Source organism: Aquabacterium sp. TM01 (genome assembly GCF_057808345.1).
In genome coordinates this window covers 598823-621949 of sequence record NZ_AP046529.1, presented here as the reverse complement: position 1 = coordinate 621949, position 23127 = coordinate 598823, and the positions used below count along the sequence as shown (strand labels likewise).

21 protein-coding genes are annotated in these 23127 nt (G+C 66.5%); 15 read left to right on the top strand and 6 right to left on the bottom strand.

The genetic code is table 11. The features are described from left to right. Nucleotides 1-50: 50 nt before the first annotated feature. A complete protein-coding gene (locus AC3WW4_RS02895; RefSeq protein WP_488826888.1) occupies nucleotides 51-860 on the top strand; it encodes an acyl-CoA thioesterase in 810 nt (269 codons plus the stop codon). Between the two features lie 48 nt (nucleotides 861-908). Here AC3WW4_RS02895 and AC3WW4_RS02890 read toward each other — a convergent pair whose 3' ends face one another. Beyond that, entirely contained in the window at nucleotides 909-1331 is a 423-nt protein-coding gene (locus AC3WW4_RS02890; protein WP_488826887.1) for a GreA/GreB family elongation factor, read from the bottom strand. 471 nt (nucleotides 1332-1802) lie between these two features. On the opposite strand from AC3WW4_RS02890, the gene AC3WW4_RS02885 reads away from it, so the two are divergent. The 7 genes from AC3WW4_RS02885 to AC3WW4_RS02855 all read left to right on the top strand — a co-directional run bounded on the left by AC3WW4_RS02885 (nucleotide 1803) and on the right by AC3WW4_RS02855 (nucleotide 8659). Continuing rightward, nucleotides 1803-2666, top strand: coding sequence for a branched-chain amino acid ABC transporter permease (locus AC3WW4_RS02885; protein ID WP_488826886.1), 864 nt, complete (start codon nucleotides 1803-1805; stop codon nucleotides 2664-2666). A gap of 1 nt (nucleotide 2667) precedes the next feature. Then, nucleotides 2668-3687: a branched-chain amino acid ABC transporter permease gene (locus AC3WW4_RS02880; RefSeq protein ID WP_488826885.1), complete on the top strand. Its 1020-nt coding sequence runs from the start codon at nucleotides 2668-2670 to the stop codon at nucleotides 3685-3687. Next, nucleotides 3680-4444 carry an ABC transporter ATP-binding protein gene (locus tag AC3WW4_RS02875; RefSeq protein ID WP_488826884.1) on the top strand — a complete coding sequence of 255 codons (765 nt, stop codon included), beginning with the start codon at nucleotides 3680-3682 and terminating at the stop codon, nucleotides 4442-4444. Before AC3WW4_RS02880 ends, AC3WW4_RS02875 begins: the two co-directional genes overlap by 8 nt. After that, nucleotides 4431-5147 (top strand): ABC transporter ATP-binding protein, encoded by a 717-nt coding sequence (locus AC3WW4_RS02870; protein WP_488826883.1) that lies wholly within the window; start codon nucleotides 4431-4433, stop codon nucleotides 5145-5147. The genes AC3WW4_RS02875 and AC3WW4_RS02870 overlap by 14 nt, the downstream gene beginning before the upstream one ends. A gap of 59 nt (nucleotides 5148-5206) precedes the next feature. Further along, a complete protein-coding gene (locus AC3WW4_RS02865) occupies nucleotides 5207-6373 on the top strand; it encodes an ABC transporter substrate-binding protein (protein WP_488826882.1) in 1167 nt (388 codons plus the stop codon). Between the two features lie 222 nt (nucleotides 6374-6595). Further along, a complete protein-coding gene (locus AC3WW4_RS02860) occupies nucleotides 6596-7396 on the top strand; it encodes an IclR family transcriptional regulator (protein ID WP_488826881.1) in 801 nt (266 codons plus the stop codon). Nucleotides 7397-7492: 96 nt separating this feature from the next. Beyond that, on the top strand, nucleotides 7493-8659 hold the full coding sequence (locus AC3WW4_RS02855) for a phospholipase A (protein ID WP_488826880.1): 1167 nt from the start codon (nucleotides 7493-7495) through the stop codon (nucleotides 8657-8659). Nucleotides 8660-8708: 49 nt separating this feature from the next. On the opposite strand, the gene AC3WW4_RS02850 is transcribed toward AC3WW4_RS02855, so the two are convergent. The 3 genes from AC3WW4_RS02850 to AC3WW4_RS02840 are packed head-to-tail and all read right to left on the bottom strand — an operon-like array spanning nucleotide 8709 to nucleotide 11812. Next, a complete protein-coding gene (locus AC3WW4_RS02850) occupies nucleotides 8709-9434 on the bottom strand; it encodes a 2-phosphosulfolactate phosphatase (protein WP_488826879.1) in 726 nt (241 codons plus the stop codon). Between the two features lie 6 nt (nucleotides 9435-9440). After that, a complete protein-coding gene (locus tag AC3WW4_RS02845; RefSeq protein ID WP_488826878.1) occupies nucleotides 9441-10007 on the bottom strand; it encodes a PaaI family thioesterase in 567 nt (188 codons plus the stop codon). Nucleotides 10008-10012: 5 nt separating this feature from the next. After that, nucleotides 10013-11812, bottom strand: coding sequence for an acyl-CoA dehydrogenase (locus AC3WW4_RS02840; RefSeq protein WP_488826877.1), 1800 nt, complete (start codon nucleotides 11810-11812; stop codon nucleotides 10013-10015). A gap of 227 nt (nucleotides 11813-12039) precedes the next feature. On the opposite strand from AC3WW4_RS02840, the gene AC3WW4_RS02835 reads away from it, so the two are divergent. The 7 genes from AC3WW4_RS02835 (at nucleotide 12040) to AC3WW4_RS02805 (ending at nucleotide 20814) form a co-directional block, all read left to right on the top strand. Beyond that, nucleotides 12040-14130, top strand: a complete 2091-nt coding sequence (locus AC3WW4_RS02835) for a 3-hydroxyacyl-CoA dehydrogenase NAD-binding domain-containing protein (RefSeq protein WP_488826876.1) — start codon at nucleotides 12040-12042, stop codon at nucleotides 14128-14130. Nucleotides 14131-14152: 22 nt separating this feature from the next. Beyond that, entirely contained in the window at nucleotides 14153-15331 is a 1179-nt protein-coding gene (locus tag AC3WW4_RS02830) for an acetyl-CoA C-acyltransferase (RefSeq protein WP_488826875.1), read from the top strand. A gap of 16 nt (nucleotides 15332-15347) precedes the next feature. Next, nucleotides 15348-16121, top strand: a complete 774-nt coding sequence (locus AC3WW4_RS02825; protein ID WP_488826874.1) for an SDR family oxidoreductase — start codon at nucleotides 15348-15350, stop codon at nucleotides 16119-16121. A 15-nt stretch (nucleotides 16122-16136) separates the two neighbouring features. Beyond that, entirely contained in the window at nucleotides 16137-17222 is a 1086-nt protein-coding gene (locus AC3WW4_RS02820) for a phosphotransferase (RefSeq protein ID WP_488826873.1), read from the top strand. Nucleotides 17223-17277: 55 nt separating this feature from the next. Then, on the top strand, nucleotides 17278-18501 hold the full coding sequence (locus AC3WW4_RS02815) for an acyl-CoA dehydrogenase family protein (protein ID WP_488826872.1): 1224 nt from the start codon (nucleotides 17278-17280) through the stop codon (nucleotides 18499-18501). Between the two features lie 5 nt (nucleotides 18502-18506). Continuing rightward, complete coding sequence (locus AC3WW4_RS02810; protein ID WP_488826871.1) at nucleotides 18507-20195, top strand: long-chain fatty acid--CoA ligase; 1689 nt, start codon at nucleotides 18507-18509, stop codon at nucleotides 20193-20195. Nucleotides 20196-20334: 139 nt separating this feature from the next. Then, nucleotides 20335-20814: a hypothetical protein gene (locus AC3WW4_RS02805; protein WP_488826869.1), complete on the top strand. Its 480-nt coding sequence runs from the start codon at nucleotides 20335-20337 to the stop codon at nucleotides 20812-20814. Between the two features lie 102 nt (nucleotides 20815-20916). Here AC3WW4_RS02805 and AC3WW4_RS02800 read toward each other — a convergent pair whose 3' ends face one another. Beyond that, nucleotides 20917-22281: a GGDEF domain-containing protein gene (locus AC3WW4_RS02800; protein WP_488826868.1), complete on the bottom strand. Its 1365-nt coding sequence runs from the start codon at nucleotides 22279-22281 to the stop codon at nucleotides 20917-20919. A gap of 6 nt (nucleotides 22282-22287) precedes the next feature. Continuing rightward, entirely contained in the window at nucleotides 22288-23088 is an 801-nt protein-coding gene (locus AC3WW4_RS02795; protein ID WP_488826867.1) for an alpha/beta fold hydrolase, read from the bottom strand. Nucleotides 23089-23127 lie beyond the last annotated feature (39 nt).

The following is a 23127-nucleotide window of genomic DNA, read 5'->3' as shown; positions in this document are numbered from 1 at the left end:
GCGACAAATCGCCATGCGCGCTACCATCGGCGCACAAGGAGTTGCCTGCCATGACTGTTTCTCTACACGCCCTGGATGCCGCGGTCGCGCTCACGCCTGCGGGCGAGCACCGGTTCACCGGCCACACGCATCCGGCCTACGGCAACATGGTGGGGCCCTTTGGTGGCACCATCGCCGCCACCTTGCTCAATGGCGTGCTGAGCCACCCGGAGCGCCTGGGCGACCCGCTGTCGCTCACGGTGCACTACGCGGCCCCCATCACCGATGGCGCCTTCGAGGTGCAGGCGCGCCCCATGCGCACCAACCGCTCCACCCAGCACTGGCTGGTCGAGTTGCACCAGGACGGGGAGGTGGCCGCGTTCGCCACCGCCCTCACTGCCATCCGCCGCGACACCTGGAGCGCCACCGACGCGGTGTTCCCACAGGTCCCCCCAGCCGATCAACTGCCGCGCACCACCAGCCTGTTTCGCACGGCTTGGCCACAGGCGTACGACATGCGCTTTGTCGATGGCGAGCAGCCGCTGGGCAGTGTCGAGCGCGACCATGCCTTGACCCGTGTGTGGATCCGCGATGAGCCCCCGCGACCGCTCGATTTCCTCGCGCTGAGTGCGATCTGTGACGCGTTCTTTCCGCGCATCTTCGTGCGTCGCCCGCGCATCGTGCCGGCCGGCACCGTCACGCTGACCATCTACTTCCACGCCGATGCGCCGTTGCTGGCCGCCCAGGGCAGCGCGCACGTGCTGGGTTGTGCCCGGGGCCTGCGCTACAGCCAGGGCTTCCACGACCAGACGGCCGAGGTCTGGAGCCCCCGCGGCGAACTGCTGGCGGTGGGGCACCAGGTGGTGTACTTTAAAGAGTGAGCTGGGCCAGCGAGGCCGGGCGTACACGCCCTCCCGGCGCCACCGGTCTCAGGTCGTGTACTGCCCGGCGGCCTCGGGCTGAAAGTGCAAGGCCAGGATGCGGGCGGTGCGCAGCGCACCGGTAGGCAAAAGCCACTCGGCCTCGCCGCCCACCCGGTGCCCCAGCACGCTGGCGCCCATGGGCGAGAGCAGCGACACCAAGCCGGCTTCGGCATTCGCATCCTCCGGATAGCACAAGGTGATGTCGCGCGGCGCCGGTTCGCCCTCGGCCTGCAGGCGCAGGCGCGAATTCATGGTGACGACATCGGGCGGGACCTCGCGGGCGGGGACGACGTCGGCGGCGTCCAGCAAGGCGTCGAGGGCGTGCTTCTGGGCCTCGCTCAAGGCAGTGCGGCGCATGAGGCCCAGGATGCGGGCGTGATCGAGTTCGGTGAGGATGCGCTCGTCCACAGGACGGGGGGCAACGGACATGGGAGTCTCCAGGCAAAAGCTGCGCGGCAGAGCAGGCCCGGAGATCTCAAAAAAGCGCAAAGGAAGGAAGCAGGAGATCGCCGGGCTCAGGAAAGTGCGGCCAGCGATCGACGCACGCGCTGACAGGCCCCGCAGCCTTGGAAGGCGCGGGGTGGGCGTGCGAGGCATCCTGCGGAGAACATAGGGAGAGTCTAGCCCGGACCGACCCATTCGGCAAACCCTGCCTCGCAAAGCCCAAAACCCACCCTGAAATGTTCCGCAAAGCAAAACCAGGTTCTGCCAAAAAGGAAACCCTGGACCCCAAAACCGCCATCATGCGGTTATCCCTGTTAGAGGTTACCCTCGAATGTTCCGGTGTGCAGAATTCAATCCCGAAATAGACTTGACCCCTCAAACAGGTGATGGGCACACTGCTTCTCATTCATCGGCCATGCCCATCGGGGGCGCCGAGCACCGTTTGAGGAGCGCATCTTGGACTTGTTCTTTCAGCAACTGCTGAATGGCCTGACGATCGGCGGGGTGTACAGCCTGGTCGCGCTGGGCCTGACGCTGGTTTACGGGATCTTGCACGTCCCGAACTTCGCCCATGGCGCGCTGTACATGGCCGGCGCCTTCGTGGCCTTCTATTTCATGGAGTCGCTGGGCCTGAACTACTGGCTGGCGATGCTGGGCTCGGCGGCCGTGGTGGCCGTGCTGTCGATGCTGGCCGAGCGGCTGGTGTTCCACAAGCTGCGCAATGCCCCGCCGCTGCACGACATGATCGCCGCGATCGGCATCTTGCTGTTCCTGGAGGCCGGTGCGCAGGCCATCTGGGGCGCCGACTTCCACCGCATGCAGTCGCCCTACGGCCAGCTGGTCGAGATCTTCGGCCTGACCACCGTGGCCCAGCGTCTGCTGATCATCGCCGGCGCCGTGGTGCTGGTGACGGTGCTGCACCTGTTCCTGACCCGCACGACCACGGGCCTGACCATCATCGCGATGGCGCAGAACCGGGACGGCGCCGCCTTGGTCGGCATCGACGCCACCCGCGTGACGCTGCTGGTGTTCGCCATCTCCGGCGCCCTGGCCGCGGTGGCCGCGGTGCTCTACAGCCCGATCAACCTGGTCTACCCGGCGATGGGCCACTTGGTCATCACCAAGGCCTTCGTGATCATCATCCTGGGCGGCATGGGCAGCTTCCCTGGCGCCATCGTGGGCGGTCTGATCATCGGTCTGGCCGAGGCCTTCGGCGGCTTCTATTTCTCGACGGACTACAAGGACCTGATCGCCTTCGTGCTGCTGGTGGTCATCTTGTCGGTTCGCCCCCAAGGTCTGTTTTCGAAAGGCGCGCACTGACATGAAGCTCCTTCAAGGTAAGGCGGGCTGGGCCCTGCTCATCGCCCTGGCCCTCGTGTTCCCCTACATGGTCTCCAACACCTACTTTCTGTCGGTGATGACGCAGTCGTACATCTTCGCGATTGCGGCCCTGGGCCTGAACCTGATCACCGGCTACACCGGGCAGTTCAACCTGGCGCACGGCGGCTTCATGGCCATCGGCGCCTACGCGGTCGGCCTGCTGACCACCGACTATCAGTGGGGCTTCTGGACCGCGTTTGCGGCCGCGGGCGTGGTCTGCGGCGTGATCGGCTACCTGGTGGGCGTGCTGTCGCTGCGCATGACCGGCCACGTGTTCTCGATCTTCACGCTGTGCGTGGGCTACATCATCTACCTGCTGATCGAAAAGTGGGAAGACGTGACCCACGGCGCCGTCGGCGTGATGGGCATCCCCGCCCCCACGGGCTTTGGCGGTCTGGAGTTCGAATCGGCCAAGGGGCAGTACTACCTGGTGCTGGTCTTCCTGATCGTCGGCGCCTACGTCATGCACCGCATCGTGCATTCGCTGCTGGGCCGCAGTTTCGTGGCCGTGCGTAACAGCGAGGCCCTGGCCGAAGCACTGGGCATTCCGCTGGCGCGCACCAAGCGTCTGGCCTTCGTGCTGTCGGTGATCTACGCGGGCTTCGCCGGTGGCCTGTATGCCGGCGTGGTGCGTTTTCTGGGCCCTGAGTTGGCGGCCACGCACCACACCTTCGAGCTGGTGATGTTCATGCTGGTGGGCGGCATCGGCACCATCCTGGGCCCGATCCTGGGTTCGATCCTGGTGCCCTGGCTGACGCAGTCGCTGCAATTCCTGCAGGACTACCGAATGGTCGTCTTCGGCCCGGTGCTGATCCTGCTGCTGATCTTCGTGCCCAGCGGCATCGTCGGCACCATCTTGCATCGCCGCGCCCGCCGCGCTGCGGCCCAGCGCGAGCAAGCCCAGGCCGCCGCGACCCCGGCTGCTGCCTCGTCCACCCCCAACGGAGCCCGCCATGCTTGAGATCCGCGGACTGACCAAACGCTTCGGCGGCCTGACGGCTGTCAACAACGTGACGGCCCACTTTGAGGCCGGTCGCATCAACGCCATCATCGGCCCCAACGGCGCCGGCAAGACGACCTTCTTCAACCTGATCGCGGGCACGCATGCCCCGTCGTCGGGCCAGATCATCGTCAAGGGTGAGGACGTGACCGGCATGCGCGCCGACCAGATCGCCCGCCTGGGCGTGGCGCGCACCTTCCAGGCCACCAACCTGTTCGACCAGGCTTCGGTGCTGGACAACCTGATCGTGGGACACCGCCTGCGCACCCGCTCGGGCCTGTGGGACGTGATCCTGCACACCCCGCTGCAAAAACGCGAAGAAAAGCTGTGCCGCGAAAAGGCCGAGGCCGCGCTGGAGTTCGTGGGCCTGAACCACGTGGCGCACCGCCTGGCCGGTGACATCACGCAGGAAGAGCGCAAGCGCGTGGCCTTCGCCCTGGCGCTGGCCACCGAGCCCGACCTGCTGCTGCTGGACGAGCCCGCCGGCGGCGTGAACCCGGAAGAAACCTGGGGCCTGGCCGATCTGATCCGCAAGCTCGTGGACCACGGCAAGACCGTGTGCCTGATCGAGCACAAGATGGACATGATCATGAGCCTGGCCGACAAGATCATCGTGCTGAACTACGGCGAGAAGATCGCCGAGGGCACACCTGCCGAGATCCGCAGCAACCCGCTGGTGATCGACGCCTACCTGGGAGCCGAACATGCTGAAGCTTGAAGGCGTTTCGCTGTCGTACGGCAGCTTTCGCGCCCTGGACAATGTGAGCCTGCACGCCAACAAGGGCGAGCTGGTGGTGCTGCTGGGCGCCAATGGCGCGGGCAAGAGCTCGATCTTCATGGCGATCTCGGGCATCAACAAGACGAGCAGCGGCTCGATCTCGTTCGAGGGCCAGGAGTTGGTGGGCATGAAGCCCTCGGGCATCGTCGAGCACGGTGTGGTGCACTGCCCCGAAGGCCGCAAGCTGTTCCCGCAGATGTCGGTGGAGCAGAACCTGCTGCTGGGCGCCTACGTGCACCGCAAGGCGCCCGACACCAAGGCCACGTCCAAGCAGATCCTCGATCACATCTACGAGCTCTTCCCCATCCTGCTGCAAAAGCGCCATGACCCGGCGGGCTCACTGTCGGGCGGTCAGCAGCAGATGGTGGCCATTGGCCGCGCCCTGATGGGCCGGCCCAAGGCGCTGCTGCTGGATGAGCCCTCGCTCGGCCTGGCCCCCTTGGTGGTCAAGCAGATGTTCGAGATCATCCAGAAGATCAACCAGACCGGCGTGACCGTGCTGCTGGCTGAACAGAACGCCTACTCGGCGCTGCGCATCGCGCACCGGGCCTATGTGCTCGAACGCGGTCGCATCGTCATGGAAGGCAAGCCCGAAGAGATGCTGCACGACGAAGGCATCCGCAAGGCCTACATCGGCGCCTGAAGGCGCACCGTTTCTCCCCTTTTGCTCCCGTTCCCCACCCCTCACAAGGAGATCTCACCATGCGATTCATCCCCAAAGCGCTCAAGCTCGCCCCTCTGGCAGCCACCGTGGCCCTGGCCTTCAGCGCCAGCGGTGCCTGGGCCCAGGAAGTGATCAAGATCGGTCTGACCGCCCCGCTGAGCGGCGGCGCCGCCCTGTATGGCAAGAACGTGCTCAACGGCCTGAACCTGGCCGCCAAGGAAATCAATGCCAAGGGCCTGACCGTGGCCGGCAAGAAGTACCAGGTCGAGATCGTCGCGCTGGACGACAAGTACTCGCCCGCCGAAGCCGCCATCAACGCCCGCCGCCTCAAGCAGCAGCATGAAACCGCCGTGGTCTACGTGCCCCACTCCGGTGGCGCCTTTGCCCTGCAGGCCTTCAACCAGCAAGAAAACTTCCTGCTGATGGCCTACACCAGCGTGCCCACCATCACGGAAAAGGGCAACAAGCTGACGATGCGCATTCCGCCGAACTTCATGACCTACATCGAGCCCTTCATCCGCTACGAGATGAAGAAGGGCAAGAAGCTGGGCATGGCGCCGGCCGATCACGACTACGCCAAGGCCTGGGTGGCCGCGTTCGAGCCGGCCTGGACCAAGGCGGGCGGCACCGTGGTGTCGAAGAACCCGATGTCGTACAACAAGTCGGCCGACTTCTACACCGGCGTGAGCCGCGTGCTGGAAACCAAGCCTGACGTGATGTTCATCGGCGGCCCCTCCGAGCCGACCGGCCTGGTGGCCAAGCAGGCGCGCGAGCTGGGCTTCAAGGGCTCCTTCATCATCATGGACCAGGCCAAGATGGACGAGATGGCCAAGGTGACCGGCGGCCTGCAGATGCTGGAAGGCTCGATCGGCACCCTGCCGCTGACGGCCGACGAGCGTCCGGGCGCCAAGACCTTCGTGGCCGCCTACCGCGCCGCCTATGGGGCGACCGCCAACCCCTCGTCGGAATCGTCGCTGAACTACTCGTCGCTGCACATCGTGGCCAATGCGATGAAGCTGGCCGGCTCGGTGAGCGACCCTGTCGCCATCCGCGCCAAGCTGGACCAGGCCGCCAAGGAGCTGCCGGACGCCATCAACCCCAACGACTTCAATGGCGTGGACGCCAACGGCGGATCGGTGCTCAACACCGTGATCGGCGTGGTCGAGGGTGGCAAGCTCAAGGGCGTGCGCCTGAAGGACCTGTGATCCTGAACCGTCCGCCGCACGCGGTGGACGGTGCCTCAGGCGGGCCCCCTGCTGGGGTGACCCGCTTTTTTTGCGCGCAGACCGCTGCGCCGCACACCCATTTCCGATTTCACGATGCAAGCCTACCCAGGCTTGCCCGGTATCTGGCACGGGCGGGCACCCAGTCCTTCGTGGACGGCTCGCCAACGTGGCAAGATTCCACAAACAAACCGCTATTCCATCATGCAGACCCTACAAGCCACCGCGCTCGAAGATGGCAAGGAAGACCGACACTTTGTGACCGCCCTGGCGCGCGGCCTGGAGGTGTTGTCGTGCTTCCGCACGGGGGACAAAGCCCTGGGCAATCAGGAGATTGCCAAGCGCTGCAAGCTGCCCAAGTCCACCGTGTCGCGCCTGACGTACACACTGACCAAGCTGGGCTACCTGATCCAACTGGAAGAAAACGGCAAGTACCGCCTGGGCACCTCGACCCTGGCGCTGGGAAGCTACATGATGGCCCGCCTGGACGTCAAGCAGATGGCCAAGCCGATGATGCAGGAGCTGGCCGAGTTCGCCAAGGCCACGGTGTCGCTGGGCACGCGCGACCGGCTGGCGATGCTGTATGTGGAGAACTGCCGCAGCTCGGCGGCCTTGACCTTGAGCGTGGACGTGGGCTCGCGCATCCCGCTGCTCAGCTCGGCGCTGGGGCGTGCCTACCTGGCCGAGATCAGCCCGTCCGAGCGCGTGGAGTTGCTCGAGCGCTTCCGTGAGTACGACGAGCAGGCCTGGCCGAGCATTCAGGCCTCGATCAACACCGCGCTGGAGGACTACCGCGCCCTGGGCTGCACCCGCTCTTTCGGCGATCTGCAGGCGCACGTCAACGGCATCGCCGTGGCCTTCAACCCCGGTGGCGGCTTGCCGGTGATGGCGATCAGCTGCGCCGGTCCGGCCTTCAGCCTGTCGCAGGAGTTTCTGCTCAACGAGGTGCGCCCGCGTCTGATCGAGATGGCGCGCAAGTTGCAAGCCTCGGCGGGCCGTACCTGAGCGCGGCGCATCGGGCCGCGTCGGTCACGGGCTTCTGATAAGCTGAAGCGCCCGATTGCCTGACGGCTCGCCTGCGGGCGCCTGCCTGCCCTGCCCATGATGCGTCCCCCCGCCCCCCTTCCCTGCTGGCTGGCCCTGAGTGCCGGGGGCCTGTGGCTGGCGCCTGCGGCCCTGGCCCAGACCGCGCCGGGCGCCGCCCCGGCCACTGAGCGGGCAGGTCAGCACTGCGCGGCACACACCGATGCCGCCTTGCGGCTGGCCTGCTATGACGCGGTATTTCGCCCGCGGGCGCCCGATCCGCTGAGTGCACCGGCCCGCTCGGTGACCCAGCCCGCAACGGCCCTGTCCGCGTCAGACGCGTCGGCCGCACCAGCGAGCGAGACCGAGCGCGTGGCCATCACCCCGAACGAGGCCTCGACGGCGCCGGCCATGCTGCCACCGGGCAGCGCCCTGTCCACCTTCTGGGAGCTGGGCCGCAGCGACAAGCGCAAGGCCTTTGTCGTGCGCACCTTCTATCCCAACTACCTGCTGCCGCTGCACCTCACCAGCAGCATCAACCGCCAGCCGGCCAGCCCCACGCGCGGGGCCGCCCCGCTCAAGCCGAACTACAAGGCGGTGGAGGCGAAGATGCAGATTTCGCTGCGGGTGAAGGTGGCCGAGGACCTGCTGCTGCCGCGGGCCGACCTGTGGGCCACCTACACGCAGCGCTCGATGTGGCAGGTGTGGAACCAGGCCGACTCGGCCCCCTTTCGCAACTCCGATTACCAGCCCGAGCTGAAGTACGTGGTGCCGGTGCCCGATGGCCTGAGCGTGCTGCCGGGTGGCTGGTCGTGGCGCATGGTCGAGGCGGGCTTTGCCCATCAGTCCAACGGGCAGAGCGAGCCGCTGTCGCGCAGCTGGAACCGGCTGTATGCGGGCGCGGCGTTCGAGCGCGGCGAGCTGGCGGTGCAGATGCGCTTCAACCGCCGCCCACGCGAAGGCTCGAAGGACGACAACCCCGACCTGACCCGCTACATCGGCAACACCGAGATCCAGGCCTCGTGGCTGCCGGGGCAGTCCACCGCCTCACTCACCTGGCGCCTGCACCCCAAGGAGCTGAAAAACGGTTCGGTGCAGCTGGACTGGACTTATCCGGTAGACAGCAGTCAGCCACTGGGCTTGCGCTGGTACCTGCAGCTGTTCAGCGGCTATGGCGAATCGCTGCTGGACTACAACCACCGCCAGACCAGCCTGGGGCTGGGCCTGACCTTGTTCCAGTTCTGACGCCCGCAGCGTGCGCGCCGCTTGAGCGCGTCAGCTTGCGGCGGGCGCCTCAGACGCGGACGACCGGGCGCAACACACCCTCAACCAGATACGGGACGACGCCGCTGACGCTGCGTTGCGCGGCGTAGTCCAGCTCATCGGGCAGGCCCTTTTCCAGCATGCGACGGCCCACACGGGCTGCGTCAAAGCAGGCGCGGGCGTCGGTGGCGGCATGCATCCATTCGGCCGCCCGAGCCGCATCGGTGAAGTCGCGCACACCGGCCTGGCGGAACAGCGACACGAGGTAGCCGGCGCCGTAGAAGTCTTCGAGGTTGAAGCGATCGGCCGAGCCCGAGCACACGATCACGAGGGTGTCGTCGGGGTGCTGGTGCGCGATGTGGTCCACCACGGCCTGGGCGTTGAGCAGCGCCGCGGCGTACACATGGGCTGCGCCCTGCGCGCGGGTCAGCGCCACGGTGCCGTTGGTGGTGGCGTAGATCAGCCGGCCTTGCATAGGCAGGCGCGCCAGCACGGCCAGGGGCGTGGCCGGGGCAAAACCACTCAGCGTCTCGGCATACAGCTCTCCGGCCAGCAGGTGCGGCTGATCGCCCTGCTGCGCCGCCAAGGCACGGGCCGCATCGCCATCAAGTGCCGGCCACACCTCGGTGGCCCCAACTGACAGGGCCGCCACGATCGTGGTGGTGGCAAACAGGATATCGAGCACGATGACCACCTTGCCGTCCAGGCGTTGGCCGTCAAGCTCTTCCTTCTTCATCAGGACGTGGAGTTTGCGCATGCGGCTTCAGGCTGAGGTGTTGGTGGGCGCATCGGTCTCCGGGGCATGGCCCGGCAGGCGCCCGTGCACATGGCCACCCGGAGGCGGTTCGACCGGCTTGACGATGGCGAACACGCCGCTGGCGCGCAGGATCTTGCGCTCGCCCACCTTGAGGTGGCAGCTGGCAAAGGCCATGCGCGCGCCAATGCGGTCGATGTCCACATGGCACTCGATCCAGTCGCCCAGGTGCGCGATGCCGATGAAGTCGGTGCTCAGGCTGGCCGTGACCACCGCCAGCGGGCCGCCCCGCACGTGGTTGACGGCATAGCCCAGGCCCGAATCGGCCAGCGTCACCAGCAGGCCGCCGTGCGGGTGGCCGCGCAGGTTCATGTGCGGAGACTGCAAGCGCATGCCCAGGATCGGCGTGCCGCCGGGCACGTCTTTCCAGTAGATCGGACCGCACAGGCCGATGAAGGTGTCGGAATCCACATGGAATGGCACGAAGCCCGCGGGCACCTCGTGTGTCGCAGCGGAGGACGTGGTGTGCGAGGAAGCGTGCGAAGGAGTCTGGGAAAGATCGGCGGGCGTGCTCATGCGGGTCAGAACCAGTCGGGCGAGGCGGTCAGGGTGGTGTCATCCAGGCTGCGCAGCAGGTCGTGCTGCGGCCGGGTGCGCGGCAGCTCCCAGCGGTAGAACCACTGGCAGGTGTGCAGTGTGCCCTGATAAAACGCGACATCGCTGCCTTGTGCGGTCGGTAGCGCGCGCGCGGCCACCAGGGCCTGCTCCAGCCAGATCCAGGCCAGCACCGTGTGGCCGCAGGCTTCGAGGAAGACGCTGGCGTTGGCCAGGGCCCAGGTGGGGTTGGTGGCCAGCACCGGGCGCAACACCTGCAGGGTCTCTTCGACCTCGGCCCAGGCCATTTGCAAGGCCCGCGCGTGGGGTTGCAAGGTCTCGATGGTCTGCGCCTGTGCGATCGTGTCGGCCACCTTGCGCGCCAGTAGTTCGATGCCCGCCCCGCCGCGCATCACGGCCTTGCGCCCCAGCAGGTCCATGGCCTGGATGCCGTGCGTGCCTTCGTGGATGGGGTTGAGGCGGTTGTCGCGGTAGAACTGCTCGACCGGGTACTCGCGCGTGAAGCCATAGCCGCCGTGGATCTGGATGGCCAGGTCGTTGGCCGCCAGGCACCACTGCGAGGGCCATGACTTGACGATGGGCGTGAGCGTGTCGAGCAGCAGCGCGGCTTCTTCACGCGCGGTGGCGTCAGGATGGGTCTTGTGCTCGTCGACCAGACGGGCGGCGTACATCACCAGGCCGTAAGCGCCCTCCACATAGGCTTTCTGGGCCAGCAGCATGCGGCGCACATCGGCGTGTTCGATCAGCTTGCGCTGTGGCTCGGTGGGGTTCTTCGAGTCGGGCAGGCGGCCTTGCGGGCGGTCTTGTGCATAGGCCAGCGAAGCCAGGTAGCCGCGCCAGCCCAGCATCACCGCGCCCATGCCCACGCCGATGCGCGCCTCGTTCATCATCTGGAACATGTAGCTCAGGCCCTGGTGCGGCTCGCCCACCAACTCGCCCAGGCACTCACCCTTTTCGCCGAAAGACAGCATGGTCGAGGTCGTGCCACGCCAACCCATCTTGTGGATGAGACCGGCGAGGTTGACGTCGTTGTGCGCGCCCAGGCTGCCGTCGTCGTTCACGCGGTACTTGGGCACGATGAACAGCGAAATGCCCTTGACGCCGGCAGGGGCACCCTGGATGCGCGCCAGCACCAGGTGCACGATGTTCTCGCTGAGCTCGTGGTCGCCGCCGGAGATGAAGATCTTGTTGCCGCTGAGGCGGTAGCTGCCGTCAGGCTGCGGCACGGCCGTGGTGGTGATGTCGGCCAGGCTGGAGCCGGCCTGGGGCTCGGTCAGGGCCATGGTGCCGAAGAAGCGGCCGGTCAGCAGGTGGGTGAGGTACTTGCGCTGCTGCGCGGGCGTGCCGAAACGGCGGATGACGTTGGCGTTGCCCTGGGTGAGGCCGACATAGGACGTAGTGGCGATGTTGGCGCTCTTGAACAGCGAGCCGCAGGCTTGCGAGATCAGGGAGGGCAGTTGCATGCCGCCCACCTCGGCATCGTGGCTGGCCGCCAGCAAGCCGGCTTCGCAGTAGGCCAGCAAGGCAGTCCTCACCTCGGGGATCAGGGTGACGCGCTGGCCGTCGAACTGCGGCTCGTGCTCGTCGGACTTGCGGTTGTGCGGAGCGAACAGATCGGTGGCAATGGCCTGCGCGGTGTCGAGCGTGGCGGTGAAGGTTTCGACGCTGTGATCGGCATAGCGCGGACGCTCAACCAGGTTGGCGGCCTGCAGCCATTCGAACACCAGGAAGTCAAGGTGGCGGCGGTTGATGATGCTCTCGCTCATACGGGGTGTCCTCGTCAAGGATCACGCATCAATATTCTGCAATGCAGAACACATGATCGCAATTCAGAATTTGTCAGCGCATGATCCCTTGTCCGCCCCTTGGGCGTCAACCAATGGGAAACCCCTAATTACAGGGGCGATATCGCGCAGTAATCTGATTCTGATTTTCAATATGATGTTCTGCCATGCGGAACTTGATCGACAACCGAAGCAGGAGTTCAGCGAGCATGAGCAGCGCGTCCTATTCACTGCACGGCCCCGTGGCCGTGATCACCCTCGACAACCCGCCCGTCAACGGCCTGGGCTTGGCCGTGCGTCAGGCCATCGTGGCCGGCATCGACGCGGCCGCGGCCGATCCGGCTGTGCAAGCCGTGGTGCTGATCGGCAATGAGCGTTTCTTCTCCGGTGGCGCCGATGTGCGCGAGTTCGGCACGCCCAAGGCGATGCAGGAGCCCACGCTGTTGACGGTCATCGCCACCGTCGAGCGCAGCACCAAGCCCGTGATCGCCGCCATCAGCGGCGTGTGCATGGGCGGGGGGCTGGAGCTGGCCCTGGGCTGCCACTTCCGCATCGCCCGCAGCGACGCCACCGTGGCCCTGCCTGAAGTGAAGCTGGGCCTGCTGCCTGGTGCCGGCGGCACGCAACGTCTGCCCCGCGTGGTCGGCCTGGAAGCAGCTTTGAACATGATCGTCTCGGGCGCTCAGGTGCCCGCGGCGCAGCTGAAAGCCACCGCGCTGTTTGACGAGGTGGTGGACAGCGAACTGCTGCCCGCCGCCCTGGCGCTGGCCCACCAGGTGGTGAGCGAGGGCCGCGGTCTGCCGCGCGTGCGCGACCGCAAGGTGAACGAGCCGACTGCCGAAGCTTTCCTGCAATTCGCCCGCAACAACGTGGCGGCCATGTCCAAGAACTTCCCGGCGCCGCTGAAGTGCCTGGAGGCCGTGGCCGCAGCCGTGAGCCAGCCGTTTGACGCCGGCCAGAAGATCGAGCGCGAAGGCTTCCTGGCCCTGATGCAGACGCCCGAATCGCGCGCGCTGCGCCATGTGTTTGCCGCCGAGCGGGCCGCCAGCAAGATCAGCGACGTGCCGGCCGACACCCCCACGCGCGCCATCGCCAAAGTCGGCGTCATCGGCGCGGGCACCATGGGGGGGGGCATCGCGATGAACTTCCTCAACGCCGGCATCCCCGTCGTCATGCTGGAGACCAAGGCCGAGGCGCTGGAGCGCGGCATTGGCACCATCCGCAAGAACTACGAGAACTCGCTGAAAAAGGGCAAGCTCACGCAGGACAAGCTCGATGCCCGCATGGCGCTGCTCCAAGGCACCTTGGACTACGCCGACCTGGCCGAGGTGGACCTGGTGATCGAAGCCGTGTTCGAAGACATGGGCGTCAAGCAGCAGGTGTTCGAGAAGCTCGACAGCGTCTGCAAGCCCGGTGCGATCCTGGCCTCCAACACCTCGACGCTGGACCTCAACCAGATCGCCGCCTTCACCAAGCGCCCGCAAGACGTGGTGGGCCTGCACTTCTTCAGCCCGGCCAACGTGATGCGCCTGCTGGAAGTGGTGCGCGGCGACGCCACCGCGAACGACGTGCTGGCCACCTCGATGGCGCTGGCCAAGACCATCAAGAAGCAGGCCGTGGTGTCGGGCGTGTGCGATGGCTTCATCGGCAACCGCATGGTGGCCCGCTATGGCCAGGCCGCGCACGACCTGATCGTGGCCGGGGCCCTGCCCCAGCAGGTGGACAAGGCCCTGGAGAAGTTCGGTTTCGCCATGGGCCCCTTCCGCATGGGCGACCTGGCCGGTCTGGACATTGGCTGGGCGATCCGCAAGCGTCGCAATGCCGAGAACCCCGCTGAGGCCAAGCCCAATGTGGCCGACGCGCTGTGCGAAGCCGGCCGCTTCGGCCAGAAGACCGGCTCGGGCTGGTACCGCTACATCCCCGGCAACCGCGTGGCCCAGCCTGACCCCGTGGTCGAAGAGACCATCGTGGCCTTCCGCGCCGCGCACGGCGTCACGCCCCGCAAGATCAGCGACGAGGAAATCATCGAACGCTGCGTCTATGCCCTGGTCAACGAAGGCGCCCGCATCGTCGAAGAAGGCATCGCCCAGCGTGCCTCCGACGTGGACATCGTCTACCTCAATGGCTACGGCTTCCCGCTGCACCGCGGTGGCCCGATGCTGTACGCCGACCAGGTAGGCCTGGTCAATGTGGAACGCGCACTCAAGCGCTTTGCCGCCGAGCCCGGCGCCGATGTGGCCTTCTGGACCCCGGCCGCGCTCCTGTCCCGTCTGGCTGCGGCCAACGAGACCTTCAACTGATGCACTGACTATGGACATTCACGTGACTGAAGCCGTCATTGTTTCCACCGCGCGCACCGGCCTGGCCAAATCCTGGAAGGGCGCTTTCAACATGACCTACGGGCCCACCCTCGGGGCCCACGCCGTGCAGCACGCCGTGGCGCGCGCCGGCATCGACCCGGCCGAAGTGGAAGACGTCATCATGGGCGGCACCTTCGGCGAAGGCACCACCGGCGGCAACGTCGCCCGCCAGATCGCGCTGCGTGCCGGCCTGCCCGTCACCACCGCGGGCATGACCGTCAACCGCTTCTGCTCTTCGGGCCTGCAAACGATTGCCCTGGCCGCGCAACGCATCATCGCGGGCGAAGGCCAGGTGTATGTGGCCGGTGGCGTCGAAAGCATCTCATGCGTGCAGAACGAGGCCAACACCCACATGCGCCGCGACCCCTGGCTGGTCGAGCACAAGCCCGAGATCTACTGGAACATGCTGCAGACCGCCGAGCAGGTGGCCAAGCGATACAACATCGGCAAGGACGTGCAGGACGAGTATGGCGTGCGCAGCCAGCTGCGTGCCGCAGCCGCCCAGGCCGCCGGCCTGTTCAACGATGAGATCGTGCCGATGACCACCACCATGGGCGTGGTGGACAAGGCCAGCGGCCGCCTCACCACCCGCGAGGTGACGATCGACCGCGACGAAGGCATCCGCCCCGACACCACGCTGGAAGCCGTGGCCAAGATCCGCGCCGCCCTGCCCGGTGGGGTGGTGACAGCGGGCAACGCCAGCCAGTTCTCGGACGGCTCATCGGCCTGCGTGCTGATGGACCGCAAGCTGGCCGAGGTGCGCGGCCTGCAACCGCTGGGCATCTTCCGCGGCTTTGCCGTGGCCGGCTGCGAGCCCGATGAAATGGGCATCGGCCCGGTGTTCGCCATCCCCAAGCTGCTCAAGAAGGCCGGCCTGAAGGTCGAGGACATCGGCCTGTGGGAGCTGAACGAAGCCTTTGCCGTGCAGGTGCTGTACTGCCGTGACAAGCTGGGCATCCCCGATGAGCGCCTGAACGTCAACGGCGGCGCCATCGCCGTGGGCCACCCCTATGGCGTTTCGGGCTCGCGCCTGACCGGACATGCCCTGATTGAAGGCAAGCGCCGCGGCGTGAAGTATGTGGTCGTGACCATGTGCATTGGCGGGGGCCAGGGCGCCGCCGGCCTGTTCGAAGTCTGCTGAATCAAAGGATCACACCATGAGCGTGAAAGCATTGTTTGACCTGACGGGCCAGGTGGCCCTGATCACCGGCGGCTCGCGTGGCCTGGGCCTGCAGATGGCCGAGGCGCTGGGCGAGCTCGGCGCCAAGCTGGCCATCACCGCCCGCAAGGCCGATGAGCTGGCCGAAGCCAAGGCCCACCTCGAAGGCCTGGGCTACGAGGTGCTGACCGTCGTCAACGACCTGCAGAAACTCGACCAGATCCCGGGCATGGTGGACCAGGTGGTGAGCCACTACGGCACCATCGACATCCTGGTCAACAACGCCGGCGCCACCTGGGGCGCCAAGGCCGAGGAGTACCCGGACGAAGCCTGGCACAAGGTCATGGGCCTGAACGTCGATGCCCCCTTCTTCCTCTCACGCGAGGTGGGCCGCCGCTGCATGATCCCGCAGGGGCGCGGCAACATCATCGTCACCGCCTCGGTGGCCGGCCTCAAGGGCACGCCCCCGGGCATGAACACCATCGCCTACAACACCTCCAAGGCGGCGGCCATCCACTTTGCCAAGACGCTGGCCTCCGAGTGGGGCCACTACGGCATCCGCGTCAACGCCATCTGCCCGGGTTTCTTTCCCACCAAGCTGGCCAGCGGCTTGATCGACAAGCTGGGCGATGCCCTGGTGGCGCGCACCCCGCTGCGCCGCCTCGGGGGCGACGAAGACCTCAAGGGCACGGTGGCCTTCCTGGCCTCCAACGCCTCGCGCCACATCACCGGCCAGGCCATTGTGGTAGACGGCGGCGCCAGCGTCATCTGAGGACGGGATCACGCGATGAGCTCTTCGGCAGACAGCGCCTTTTCGGGCACCCGTCCGGTCTCGCCCCAGCATGCCTTTGACGAAGGCAAGCTGGCCGCCTACATCCGCGCCCACGTTGCCGATTTCCGTGGCGACCTGCAGGTGGCGCAGTTCAAGGGCGGGCAGTCCAACCCGACCTTCCTGGTGCAGGCCGGCTCGCAGCAGTATGTGCTGCGGCGCAAGCCGCCCGGGGTGCTGCTGCCCTCGGCCCATGCGGTGGACCGTGAGTTCAAGGTCATCAGTGCGCTGGCGGGCACCGATGTGCCGGTGGCCAAGGCCCACGCCCTGTGCCAGGACCCCGAGGTCATCGGCACCGACTTCTACCTGATGGACTATGTGCAGGGCCGCATCTTCTGGGACCCGAAGCTGCCGGACGTGGCGGCGGCCGATCGCCCCGCCCTGTATGACGAACTCAACCGCGTGATCGCCGCGCTGCACCGCGTGGACTACCAGGCCGCGGGCCTGGGCGACTACGGCAAGCCCGGCGAGTACCTGGCGCGCCAGGTGGCGCGCTGGACCAAGCAGTACCGCGCGGCCGAGACCGAGCGCATCGAGGCCGTCGAGAACCTGATCGAGTGGCTGCCCGCGCACCTGCCCGCCGGGGACGAGACCGCCATCGTGCACGGTGACTACCGCTTCGACAACGTCATCTTCCACCCCACCGAACCGCGCATCCTGGCCGTGCTGGACTGGGAGCTGTCCACCCTGGGTCACCCCCTGGTGGACTTCGCCTACCACTGCATGACCTGGCGCATGGACGGCTCCACCGGCCGCGGCCTGGGTGATCTGAGTGCAGAGCAACTGGCTCAGATGATGATCCCCGCTGAATCGGACTATGTGAAGCGCTACTGCGCGCGCACCGGCCGCGATGGCATCCCCGAGCGCGACTGGTCGTACTACATGGTCTTCAACCTCTTCCGCCTCACCGGCATCCTGCAAGGCGTGATGAAGCGCGCCCTGCAGGGCAACGCCGCCAGCGCCGAAGCCATTGCCACCGGCAAGCGCGCCCGCCCCCTGGCCGAGCAGGCATGGCGCATGGTCGAACAGATGCGCCAGGCCTGAGTGCCGAGCCTGAGCGCCCTCCCCTGACTCCCCCACCTCATACCGGAGATCCCTGATGGACTTTTCCTACTCCCCCAAAGTCATCGACCTGCAACAGCGCCTGACGGCCTTCATGGACGAGCACATCTACCCGGCCGAAAGCGTGTACCACGCGGAGGTGGACGCCAACCGCGCCGCCGGCAATGCCTGGCTGCCCACCAAGGTGATGGAAGAGCTCAAGGCCAAGGCCCGCGCCGCCGGCCTGTGGAACCTGTTCCTGCCCGAGTCCAAGTACGGCGCCGGCCTGACCAACCTGGAGTACGCGCCCCTGTGCGAGATCATGGGCCGCTCCCACATTGCACCGGAAGCCTTCAACTGCTCCGCCCCGGACACCGGCAACATGGAAACGCTGGTGCGCTACGCCAGCGAAGCACAGCAACAACAATGGCTGCTGCCCTTGCTGGACGGCAAGATCCGCTCGGCGTTTGCCATGACCGAGCCCGATGTGGCCTCGTCGGACGCCACCAACATCGAAGCGAGCATCGTGCGCGACGGCGACGAGTACGTGATCAACGGCCGCAAGTGGTGGACCTCGGGCGCGCCCGACCCCCGCTGCGAGATCCTGATCTTCATGGGCAAGACCGATCCCACCGCCAGCCCCCACCAGCAGCAATCCATGATCTTGGTGCCCATGGCCACTCCCGGCGTCAAGATGGAGCGCCCGCTGCCGGTGTTCGGCTACGACCACGCGCCGCACGGCCACGGTGAAGTCAGCTTCGACAACGTGCGTGTGCCGGTGAGCAATGTGCTGCTGGGCGAGGGCCGGGGTTTCGAGATCGCCCAAGGTCGCCTCGGCCCGGGCCGCATCCACCACTGCATGCGCCTGATCGGCCTGGCCGAACGTGCGCTGGAATTGATGTGCAAGCGCGCGCTCAGCCGCGTCGCCTTCCACCGCCCCATCGCCGACCAGGGCGTGACGCGCGAGCGCATTGCCAACGCCCGCATCCTGATCGACCAGGCGCGCTTCCTGGTGCTCAACGCCGCCTACATGATGGACACCGTGGGCAACAAGGTCGCCAAGAAGGAGATCGCGATGATCAAGGTGGCCGCGCCCACCATGGCCTGCCAGGTGATCGACTGGGCCATGCAGGTGCACGGTGGCGGTGGCGTGTCCGACGACTTCCCCCTGGCCGCAGCCTATGCCAACGCCCGCACCCTGCGCTTTGCCGACGGCCCGGACGAAGTCCACCGCAACCAGATCGGCAAGATGGAGCTGGCCCGCTATCAGAACAAGGCTTGAACACCATGTCCGACCGTCACTTCGCCCATTGGCCCAGCAACCTGCCGCGCCACCTGACCGTCCCGGCCACCAACCTGTACCGCAACGTCGAGTTCTCGGCGGCGCGCTACCCGGACAAAGCCGCCCTGATCTTCTACGACGGCATCACGACCTACCGTGAGTTCGACGACCAGATCCAGCGCCTGGCCGGCTACCTGCAGCAGGACTGCGGCGTGGCCTGCGGCGACCGCGTGCTGCTCTACATGCAGAACAGCCCGCAGTTCGTCATCGCCTACTACGCCATCTTGCGGGCGGACGCCGTGGTGGTGCCCGTCAACCCGATGAACATGACCGAGGAGCTGCGCCACTATGTGAGCGACGCCGACGCCCGCGTCATCATCGCCCCGCAGGATCTGTACAAGCAGGTTCAGCCGCTGCTGGCCGAAGGCCTGGCTCAATCAACGAGCCAACCCGAAGCACCCGGCCTGCGCCACGCCATCGTGGCCGCCTACAGCGACTACCTGCCCGCCGAGACCGACCTGCGCGTGCCCGCCTTCGTGAGCGAGCCGCGTCAGGCCATCGGCGATGCGGGCGTGGTGCCATGGACCGATGCACTGGCCGCGAACCACCGCCCCGGCCCGCTGACCACCGGCCCGGACGACCTGGCGGTGATGCCCTACACCTCGGGCACCACCGGCCACCCCAAGGGCTGCATGCACACGCACCGCAGCGTGATGTACAACACCGTGGCCGGCACGCAGTGGATCGGCACCCCGCTGGACGGTGTCTCGCTGGCGGTGCTGCCGCTCTTCCACGTGACGGGCATGCAAAACGGCATGAACGGCACCCTCTTCGTGGGGGCCAGCATTCTGCTGCTGCCACGCTGGGACCGTGATGCCGCCGCGCAGCTGATCCAGCGCTACAAGGTCACGGGCACGCAGATGATCGTGACCATGGTGGTGGACCTGCTGTCCAACCCGCGCCTGGGCGAGTACGACCTCTCCAGCATCAAACGCCTGAGTGGCGGCGGTGCGGCCATGCCCGAGGCGATCGCCACCAAACTCAAGGAAGTCTGCAACCTGGACTACCTGGAGGGCTACGGCATGTCGGAGACCATCGCCCCCACGCACATCAACCCGCTGGAGCGGCCGATGAAGCAGTGCCTGGGCATCCCCATTTTTGATGTGGATGCGCGCGTGGTGGACCCGACCACCTTTGCCGAGCTGCCCCCCGGCGAGGTGGGCGAGATCATCGTGCACGGCCCGCAGGTCATGCAGGGTTACTGGAAGAACCCTGCGGCCACCGAGTCGGCCTTCGTCACGATCGACGGCAAGCGCTTCCTGCGCACCGGCGACCTGGCCCGCACCGATGAACACGGCTACTTCTACATGGTCGACCGCCTCAAGCGCATGATCAATGCGTCGGGCTTCAAGGTCTGGCCGGCGGAAGTGGAGGCGCTGATGTACAACCACCCCGCCATCCAGGAAGTGTGCGTGATCGCGGCCAAGGACGCGCGGCGCGGCGAAACGGTGAAGGCCGTGGTGGTGCTCAAGCCGGCGTTCCGTGGCCAGGTCAGCGAGCAGGAGATCGTGGACTGGGCCCACGACCACATGGCCGCCTACAAAAGCCCGCGCATCGTCAGCTTTGCCGAGTCTTTGCCCAAGTCGGCGGCGGGCAAGGTGATGTGGCGGGAGTTGCAGGCGCAGGAAGTCTGAGGCTTGGGGGCAGGGGCAGCAGGAGGTCGGATCTCCCTTCACCATGATCTGGCGCATTGGCAATGCCCTGCCTGTTGCAGTAAGGTGGACAGCCTCAGTCGACCCCTCCTGCCCCTCATCGTCCTGGAGCGTCGTATCCATGAAGCAGCATCTCCTCATTGCCCTTGCCGTGTTGGGCTTGGCCGCTGCCGGCCCCGCTCTGGCCGCCCGCAACGCACACGACCATGGTCATGGCGCGTCAGCGGTCACCCTGCAGCTCAATGCCGGCCAAAAGTGGGCAACCGATGCGCCGTTGCGCGCGGGCATGGGCGAGATCCGTCAGGTGATGGCGGCCTCACTGCAGGCGATCCACGAGAGCAAGATGTCGGCCCAGGCCTACGGTAAGCTGGCCAAGCAGGTGCAAGCTTCGGTCGGCAAGATCGTGGCCCATTGCAAACTGCCCCCCGCCGCCGATGCCCAGTTGCACATCGTCATCGCCGAGCTGCTGGTCGGTGCCGATCAGATGGCCGGCAAGGTCAAAGTCACCCCACGCGTGGACGGGGCCGTCAAGGTGATCGGCGCCCTCGATGCCTACGGCCAGCATTTCGACGACCCGGACTTCCACGCGATCGAACACTGAGGCTGTCGACATGCTGCCCCAGGGCCAGCACACGGGGCCCTGGGGAACCCGTGGGCAAGGAAGACGCGATGCTCACGCCAAAAGGGGGCGTCTTGTCTGGCGTCAATCGGTGGCGTCCACCACGCGGTTGCGGCCTTCGCGCTTGGCGCGATACAAATTGCTGTCGGCACGTTCAATGGTGCGCGCCAGCGTTTCGTCTGCGTCGTGCCGCAATGCGAGGCCCACGCTGATGCGGACGCTGACCGTACCGCCATCGATCTGAACGGGCTGCTCCGCCATGGCCACGCGCAGCCGCTCGGCCACTGCACGCGCAATGGCCTGATTGCTCCCGCAGAGCAAGACGATGAACTCTTCACCCCCATAGCGCGCCAGCACATCGCCGTCGCGCAGTTGGGCCTGGGCGCGGCGCGCGACTTCCTGGATCACCCGGTCGCCGACCGGGTGACCAAAACTGTCGTTGATCTGCTTGAAATGGTCGATGTCGAACAGCAGCAAGGCCAGCTGCTGCGCGGCATCGCCATCGGGAGACAGGGCACGGGCCGGGCTCTGCGCCTGGTAATGGGCTTGAGCCTGGTCAAAGAAGGCGCGACGGTTGAACAGGCCGGTCAGGGCATCGTACGAGGCGTCGCGTCGCAACATCCGTTCAAGCCGGATGGAGGCCGTGACGTCCTGGAACAGCCAGACACGGCCGTTGTGCCCACTGTTGAGGATGGGGTGGGTGTCCACACGCCAGACGCGCTCATCCAGCTCCCAATGGACAACCACCTCCGCATCCAGCACGTGCTGCAGGGGCTGGTAGGCCACGTCCAGCTCTGCCGCGTTACTGCAACGGCAACGGGCAGCCTGCATGGCCTGGGCCAGCACGTCCACCGGCACCTGTCCGTGCGGCATCTGCAGCACCTCCGACATGACCCTGTTCACCTGAGCATGGGCGCCTTGCCCCGTCACCACCACGATGCCCTGCGGCACGCTGTTGAAGATGTCATGGAACTGAGCGTCCGCTTCGATCTTCTGCCCCACCAGATCACGCCCGTCGAGCAAGCGTGCATAGATCGTCCGCAGCAGCAGGACCGGATGCGCCCCGGCATCCTTGCCGGTGAGCATCGTCACGTGGTGCGCCTGGGCCGCGTCCCACAAAAAGAGCACCCCCCCGGCCAGCTGATCGCCCAAGGCGGCGCTGTCCAGATAGGCCACGGCGACCGGGACGAAGGGCAAACCGGCGGTCACCATGCTGGGCAAGTTGGAGAGCGGCAGCCACTGCAACCCACCGGGCTCTTCGTCCTGTCGCCTCGGGATCCGCCAGCGCCAGGCCGTGCTGGCGGGCCACTCCAGCGGCGGCTCGCCGAGGAGCGGCACCAACTCATCCGGTGCGCGCCGCAGCAGTGCGACCGTCATGCTCGCCTGGGAAAGCTGACGTGCCAGCGTCAACATCGCCAGCAGGGCGTCCGCGTGAGGGGAGATCTGCATGACGTGTCAGGTGGCCCGCAAATGACGCAGCACGGCCGCGGCCACGACCTCGGGCTGGGTCAGGTGGGGCAGGTGGCCCTCCAGCTCCAGGATTTCCGACACGCTGCCGGTCGTCTGCTCATGCAACCACTGCGCGACCTCGATCGGCACGGCCACGTCCTTGCGGCTGTGGACAAAGTGGGTGGGCGTGCGCAGGCGAGGCACCACGCCACGGTGGTCGGCCTGAAAGATCATGCGCAGAATGTGGCGCGCGATGTCGGGGCGAATCTTGAACAGGGTGGCGCTGAAACGGGCCAGCACATGCTGATCGTCCACGCCCATGACCATGGGCACAAAGCCGGCCGCCCAACTCTGATAGTTCGTGGCCATGGCGTTGTAGAGCGTGTTCAGGTCATCTTGCTCAAAACCGCCGACATAGCCTGTCGCGGCATCGTTGAGGTAGCGCGGCGAGGGCTGCAAGAGCACCAGGCGCTCAAACAACTCGGGCCGTGCTGTGGCGGCAATCATGCCAATCATGCCGCTGACCGAATGACCGACATAGCTGACGCGCTGGAGTGCTTGCTCAGCGAGGAGCGCCAACAAGTCGTCGGCATAACCAAACAGCGAACCATGCACATCCGGGTCATAGCTGTGCGCACCGTCATCACCACAGCCGGCCAAGTTGTACGACAGCACACGGTAATGCGCGTCCAGCGCAGGGCGGATGTGGTCCCACGACGTCTGGTCCGAGCCAAAGCCGTGGCTGAGCAAAATCACTCGATCTCCGGTGCCACTCCAGGTGGCCTGCAGACGTTCAGAAGCAGTCATCGCGACAGAAGACAATTCAAGCAAGTTATCGCGATCAAT